This window comes from Chloroflexus sp. MS-G (assembly GCF_000735195.1).
Lineage (GTDB): Bacteria > Chloroflexota > Chloroflexia > Chloroflexales > Chloroflexaceae > Chloroflexus.
Genome location: NZ_JPIM01000064.1, coordinates 21,457 through 27,714, shown reverse-complemented (window position 1 = coordinate 27,714; position 6,258 = coordinate 21,457). Strand labels below are relative to the sequence as shown.

The 6,258-nt window shown below is 51.5% G+C and carries 8 protein-coding genes; all 8 read right to left on the bottom strand.

What is annotated here, in order from left to right; translation table 11 throughout:
* Window positions 1–1,120: aldehyde dehydrogenase family protein (locus JE47_RS0112530; protein WP_031460093.1), on the bottom strand; the 1,120-nt coding region annotated here is incomplete at its 3' end.
* On the bottom strand, window positions 1,120–1,854 hold the full coding sequence (locus JE47_RS0112525; RefSeq protein WP_031460092.1) for a 2-keto-4-pentenoate hydratase: 735 nt from the start codon (window positions 1,852–1,854) through the stop codon (window positions 1,120–1,122). The genes JE47_RS0112530 and JE47_RS0112525, both read right to left, overlap by 1 nt.
* 32 nt (window positions 1,855–1,886) lie before the next feature.
* Window positions 1,887–2,105, bottom strand: coding sequence for a tautomerase family protein (locus JE47_RS0112520; protein ID WP_236631229.1), 219 nt, complete (start codon window positions 2,103–2,105; stop codon window positions 1,887–1,889).
* A gap of 8 nt (window positions 2,106–2,113) precedes the next feature.
* Window positions 2,114–2,953 (bottom strand): alpha/beta fold hydrolase, encoded by an 840-nt coding sequence (locus tag JE47_RS0112515; RefSeq protein WP_031460090.1) that lies wholly within the window; start codon window positions 2,951–2,953, stop codon window positions 2,114–2,116.
* Window positions 2,954–3,001: 48 nt separating this feature from the next.
* Window positions 3,002–3,511, bottom strand: a complete 510-nt coding sequence (locus JE47_RS0112510) for a flavin reductase family protein (RefSeq protein WP_031460089.1) — start codon at window positions 3,509–3,511, stop codon at window positions 3,002–3,004.
* A complete protein-coding gene (gene dmpG, locus JE47_RS0112505; RefSeq protein WP_031460088.1) occupies window positions 3,504–4,538 on the bottom strand; it encodes a 4-hydroxy-2-oxovalerate aldolase in 1,035 nt (344 codons plus the stop codon). Before dmpG ends, JE47_RS0112510 begins: the two co-directional genes overlap by 8 nt.
* Window positions 4,535–5,452: an acetaldehyde dehydrogenase (acetylating) gene (locus JE47_RS0112500; RefSeq protein ID WP_031460087.1), complete on the bottom strand. Its 918-nt coding sequence runs from the start codon at window positions 5,450–5,452 to the stop codon at window positions 4,535–4,537. Before JE47_RS0112500 ends, dmpG begins: the two co-directional genes overlap by 4 nt.
* Window positions 5,404–6,210: an IclR family transcriptional regulator gene (locus tag JE47_RS0112495; protein ID WP_031460094.1), complete on the bottom strand. Its 807-nt coding sequence runs from the start codon at window positions 6,208–6,210 to the stop codon at window positions 5,404–5,406. The genes JE47_RS0112500 and JE47_RS0112495 overlap by 49 nt, the downstream gene beginning before the upstream one ends.
* Window positions 6,211–6,258: the final 48 nt, after the last annotated feature.

Here is a 6,258-nt window from a genome sequence, read left to right as displayed (position 1 = left end):
TGATGGTCGGTTGGAGGAAGTTACCCTGTGCGAAAGGCTCAGGCAGAACTGGTGGAGTACCTCCCAATATAACACTGGCACCACCAGTATTAGCCAGATCGATATAGTTACTGACACGTGTGAAATGCTCACGCGAGATAAGTGCGCCAACCCGTACATCAGGATCAAACGGATTGCCAACTGTAAGTTGCGCTGCAGCTTGTCGGAAGTGCGAGAGGAAGGCTTCATACACCGGTCGTTGAACGAGTATCCGTGGCCCGGCGAGACAAAATTCTCCCTGATTGAAGAACGAGGAACGCAAACTAATCGAAACAGCACGCTCAAGATCAACATCTGCAAAGATAATGTTGGCACCCTTTCCGCCAAGCTCAAAAGAGACTCGTTTGAGGGTTGGTGCCGCTGCCGCCATGATGATCGTACCGGTTGTTGTTTCGCCGGTAAAAGAGATAAGTTTGACGTCGGGATGCTTTGTTAGAAGGGCGCCAGCCGAATCGGGTCCAAACCCGTGAATAACATTGATCACTCCTGGAGGTATACCGGCAGCATGCGCTAATTGTGCTAGACGCCAGGTGCCAATAGGCGTCAGCTCTGCTGGTTTTAAAACAACGGTATTGCCAAAGGCCAGTGCTGGCCCCATCTTCCAGGTAGCCTGTAACATGGGAATATTCCAAGGTGTGATCAAAGCGGCAACGCCGACCGGCTGGCGGAGCACGTAGTTGATGTAGCCGTTATCCATCGGATAAGCCTCACTCCCATGGGTAACAGCAAAATCGGCAAAGAATTCGATGTTGGCTGCGATTCGGGCAATATAACCAGCTTTATTTTCGGCAATTGGACGTCCAACATCCCATGTCTCGATTGCTGCCAGTTCAGCTTCGTGATCACGGATGAGCTGGGCAAACCGTTTAAGGAGTACGCGCCGTTCGGCTGACGACATGCGACTCCATTGACCAAAGGCACGAACGGCGGCCTGTACAGCGGCATCTACCTCTTCAGCGCCAGCCTCTGGCGCCGAACCAATGACGTAATTGGTTGCCGGGTAGTAAATATCAAATCTTGGTCCACGATCAATAAATTGACCATTTATATAGTGACTGACATGGAAAAAAGGGTAATCCATTAGACTACTCCTGTTAACTGTACCTGAAGGATACTACTCCCACAAACGACTTCAACAACCCCTGCTACTGCCGGTATGGCCTGAGCCGGTGAGCCAAGAAAGACGATTTGACCAGCTTTTAGTTCGCCTACCGTTTGGGCTAACCAACAGAGTTGTTGTTCGATGTTGCCGAGTGCAGCAATTGGGCCAGAGGTGCGGAGTTCACCGTTCAGGTAGAGCGATAGGTCGCCGTCTGGTATCTGTTCAAGTAAACGTTCACCAAGCAAAAAACCACCACCTGAGGCATTATCAGCTACAACTTCCGTCGCACTAAAGCGATAGTCCGTCCACACACTATCAAGGATATCTACCCCAAGGAAGATACCACCAATGGCGCGCATTGCCACGCCTGGTGTGGCGCCCGCAGGGATACTATGGCGCAGTACAATAGCCAATTCTGGCTCCAGGCGCGGTTGAATAAAGTTGTTTAAGCTCACTTCTTGCCGGTAGATCATTGATCGGGTAATACGACCGTAAATCGGTTGCTCCAGACTCATTTGCTGCTGTTTTGCCTGGCTAATCAGACCGAGTTTATAACCGATGCACTGAGCATCAGGGTAATGAGCGCGTTGGATACGGTAGGCACCGTCAAGATCGACCTGCCAAGTGGTGTTTCGACCGCTAATCGTCTGGCGCATCACACGCGCTTTACTGATCGCCTGAGCCAGCATTATCTCAGCAGCGCTCAAATCCATCTTGTTTTCCATAGTTGTGTCGTACTTGCTTTCTACGATTGTTCTGAGGATGTATGCTGCCGACGTAACTCTGCCATCGATGTACCGCCAACCATCCAGTGCGTTGGCGGTACTTCCTGGATAATAAGACGCACTTCTTCCAATGGTACCTGAAATGCTGTCGCGGCGGCTTTCGCGAGTGCACGAGCTAGTTCCGTTTTCTGTTCTGTACTCCGCCCTTCGAGCATCGTAATGCGTAAAAGCAGCATCATCTTCATCCTCATTGCTCGGCAAAGAATGCGCTCACCAACTGATGAAAACGATGGCTATGCTCAATTTGGGTCCAGTGGCTACAGCGTCCAATAACGTGTAGTTCGACATTGGGCAGTCGCTCAAGCAGATAGTAGCTCGTATCGAGTGGGACAATAGCATCATCGCGGCCGTGTATGAGTAAGACCGGATGCGTAATTCGACGTAGGGCTGCATCAGGTACAACTAGGGCATCAAGATGCGCTTGACGAGGCGCTGGGAACATTGATGTGTATGAACGGCGAATGTCAGGGCGCATTGCTGCCGCATAACGAACGCGGACAATCTCGTCAAGACGGTCTTGCACAAAGGTGTCATCATACACAAACCAGCGGATTGCTTGAGCAAGTAATGTTGCTGAAGGGTCGTCGTAGAAACCCCACAAGCGGTCGAGTTCTGGGGTAAGCTGACATGGAGCACCGATCGAACCCATCAGGACTACTCGCCGAAACCGTTGTGGTGCTTCCATCAGAAGATGGAGTGCTACTGCTCCACCCATTGAATTACCAACTAAATCGACCTGCTTTAAACCCAGGGTATCGATAAGTGCTAACATCTGATCGATCCATAGTCGCATCCAACGTCGAATCTCAGTTGGTGCAGGATCGGGATGCTGGCTATCGCCGAAGCCTATCAGATCAGGAGCAATACAATTCCACCGATCACTCAGCGCTGGCAAGGCTAGATGCCAGTTTGACCAGCCATTTGCACCGGGACCAGAGCCGTGAATAAACAGGATCGCCGGGGCATCGAGTGATCCTTGCTGGTGGAAGTTTGTTGTATGGAGACCGGTCATCACCTGTTGAGCCATACATTTATTCCGTCGAATGTCATCTCGTGGAAAATACGTTGGCGCTGCTCACGATGAGACCGCAGCCATTTTACCGTATTGACCGCGAAAAAAGAGGAGTGGACGCCCTTCGCGATAGTTTAGGTATTCAACTAAACCAATGAAGAGAGTATGATCGCCAGCCGGATGTACGTCAATAATGCGTGCCACGATATGTGCCAGTGCATTTGCCAGTAGTGGTGTATCTACTTGCCAGATAAATGATGGTTGGAAATCAGGTATTGTCTTCCCACTGAAGTGTCGGCTAATATATTCCTGGTCTTCGCTCAATTTACTTACCCCATAGCGACGACCAAGTGCTAACATACCGTGCATGCGTGCGTGGCATCCTATGGAAACGAGCACGAGCGGCGGATCGAGCGAGACTGACAGAAACGCATTAGCTGTCATGCCATGTATCTGATTCTCGTGGACAGTGGTAATAACCGTTACGCCGGTAGCAAAACAACCCATCGTCGTGCGAAAGAGGCGTGCGTCGATAGCCTGGGGCGTCGAAGTCATTGCTGTTTGTTTACTCATACAAATGCCCCCTCTGCGTACTTGATTGCCGTCGGCGGCTCAAATCGAGAGCTACGTCGATGATCCAGTCTTCCTGACCGGCTACAGCCTGGCGGCGACCCAATTCAACCAGGATTTCGCGCGGATCAACGTTATATTGGGCACCAGCTTGCTTGGCATGTAACAGAAATGTTGAATAAACACCAGCATAGCCAATGGTAATAGCATCGCGATCAGGAAAAGGCTGAAACGGCATGATCGGTGCGACGATATACTCAGCCGCGTCCATGAGTCCAAACACATCAAGACCAGGATTCATACCCAACCGGTCAAGTACTGCTGCCAGCAATTCAGTTGCTGCATTTCCGGCGCCAGCACCTAATCCACGTAAACAACCATCAATCTGATCGGCCCCTGCTTCGAGGGCTGCCAGAGTATTGGCTACGCCTAGCCCCAGATTATTGTGGGCATGGAAGCCAACCTGCACCGACAGAGCTGCTTTCAGGGAGCGGACACGTGCTGCTGCGTCCTGGGGCAGCATTGCTCCGGCGGAGTCAACAATATAGACACAATCGGCGCCGTATGCCTCCATCAATCTAGCTTGCTCGACCAGCTCTTCCGGAGAACGCATATGCGCCATCATCAAAAAGCCAACCGTCTCTAATCCCAATTCTTTTGCCAGACCGAAATGTTGTTCAGAAATATCTGCTTCTGTACACTGCGTCGCAATCCGAACTATCTGTACACCACGGGCCGCTGCCTCTTTTAACTCCCGACGGGTACCGATTCCCGGCAGCATAAGCGCTGCGATCCGAGCACGTTCAGCATTGCTACGAGCGGTTTCGATCAGATCAAATTCTGACGTGTGCGAAAATCCGTATTGGAGCGAAGAACCGGCTAATCCGTCGCCGTGACTGACCTCAATTACCGGAACACCGGCCCGATCAAGAGCTTGCACAATTGCAGCCACTTGCTGGCGAGTAAACTGATGACGCATCGGATGCGAGCCGTCACGTAAGGTTGTATCAGTCAGGCGGGGTGTTTTCATACGGGTACCTCTAGTTTCGATAACAGATGGCGTGCGAAGAGTTCACCAACCCGTTGTGCTGCGGCAGTCATAATGTCAAGATTACCGGCATAGGTGGGCAGAAAATCACCAGCGCCTTCTACCTCAAGTAACATGATGATAACCGGTCGTTTCCCCCACGGTGTTGTACGCTGTTCGATAACCGGGAGATTCTTTAAGCGGTAGCCGGAGACATACTGTTGCACTTCGGCGATCATCTGAGCTACCGAATCGCGTACTGCGTTTTCGTCGAAATCACCTTCTGGCACGACATAGATTGTATTGCGCATCAAAATTGGCGGACGAGCTGGGTTCAGAATAATGATAGCCTTCGCCTCACGAGCGCCCCCGATTTCTTCCAAACCACGCGCCGTGGTAAACGTAAATTCATCAATGTTCTGACGTGTCCCCGGTCCAGCTGATTGACTCGCTACAGTGCTCACTATTTCAGCGTACCGTACCGAAGTAACCCGGCTGACGGCGTAGACGAGCGGGATAGTAGCCTGTCCTCCACAGGTAATGAGATTCACATTTGGCGCCTCAAGATGGGCACCGAGATTAACCGGTGGCACTACGTATGGTCCTCGTGCTGCAGGGGTTAAATCAATCGCAACCCGACCATGTTCGCGTAAGAGCCTGGCATGACGTACATGGGCTTTGGCGCTGGTAGCATCGAAGACAATCCGAATGTCGGGATCGGCTAGAATAGCTTCAATACCGTTAGTAGCTGTTGGAATACCGAGCTGCCTCGCTCGCGCCAACCCTTCGGAAGTGGGATCGATACCGGCAACCATCGCTAGTTCCATTGCTCCTGATTGGCGGAGAAGTTTGTACATAAGATCGGTTCCTATATTGCCGGAACCGAGGATGGCGACCTTGATTTTGTCAGCTTGCATGCAGACGTTCCTCCGTAGTAACCCAGTCGCTCCGAGATACGCTGTGCGCCTTCAATAATGGCACGTGTGTATTGTTCGCGATGGGTACGAAAGCGATGAGTCGGTGTTGAAAAACTGATGGCGGCGATAACCTGCCCTTCATAATCACGTATTGGTGCTGCGACACAGCAGAGTCCGATAGAAACTTCTTCGAGATCGTAAGCATACCCGCGTTGGCGAACACGTGCCAGCTCTTCGGCAAGAACATCGAGTGACGTAATCGTGTTGGGGGTAAATGGATAGAGTTGCTCATTACCAACGACACGCAAGACTTCAGACCAAGGTTGATAAGCCAACAAGACTTTACCTACTCCTGAGCAGTGTGCCGGTAGACGTACTCCAATCCCTGATAGCTCGACCTGTAACCCCTGTTGACCACGCAACTTTTCCAGATAGACAACTGTTCCTGCCTCGAGCACGGCCAGGTGCATTGTCTCACCCCATGTTGCGACCATCTCTTGCATCACCGTGCGCGCTTCCTCTCGGAACTCTGTCGTTTTGAGCAGTGTCTGCCCTAGTTCAAGTAGGCGCCATCCCAAACGATAGCGACCCGGCCCGACCCGTCGCAAGAGGTTCTGTTCTGCCAGACTACTTAGCAATTCTGAGACACTCGATTTGGGTAGCTCTAGTGCTTTTGCCATCTCACCAACGCTCCATTCAGGATGCATTGGTGTGAAGAGCGTTAGAGCGCGCGCTGCTTTTTGCAACGTCTGCAACATAGGGTGCTCCTTCTTGGGATCAAGAAAAGAGAAGCGCAGTTTCATAGA

Bases quoted from the DNA above. Each gene is read 5' to 3' on its own strand.
- JE47_RS0112500 (WP_031460087.1), bottom strand. From the start codon at position 5,452: ATGCAAGCTGACAAAATCAAGGTCGCCATCCTCGGTTCCGGCAATATA.
- JE47_RS0112510 (WP_031460089.1), bottom strand. From the start codon at position 3,511: ATGAGTAAACAAACAGCAATGACTTCGACGCCCCAGGCTATCGACGCA.
- JE47_RS0112525 (WP_031460092.1), bottom strand. From the start codon at position 1,854: ATGGATTTGAGCGCTGCTGAGATAATGCTGGCTCAGGCGATCAGTAAA.
- JE47_RS0112495 (WP_031460094.1), bottom strand. From the start codon at position 6,210: ATGTTGCAGACGTTGCAAAAAGCAGCGCGCGCTCTAACGCTCTTCACA.
- JE47_RS0112515 (WP_031460090.1), bottom strand. From the start codon at position 2,953: ATGGCTCAACAGGTGATGACCGGTCTCCATACAACAAACTTCCACCAG.
- JE47_RS0112520 (WP_236631229.1), bottom strand. From the start codon at position 2,105: ATGATGCTGCTTTTACGCATTACGATGCTCGAAGGGCGGAGTACAGAA.
- dmpG (WP_031460088.1), bottom strand. From the start codon at position 4,538: ATGAAAACACCCCGCCTGACTGATACAACCTTACGTGACGGCTCGCAT.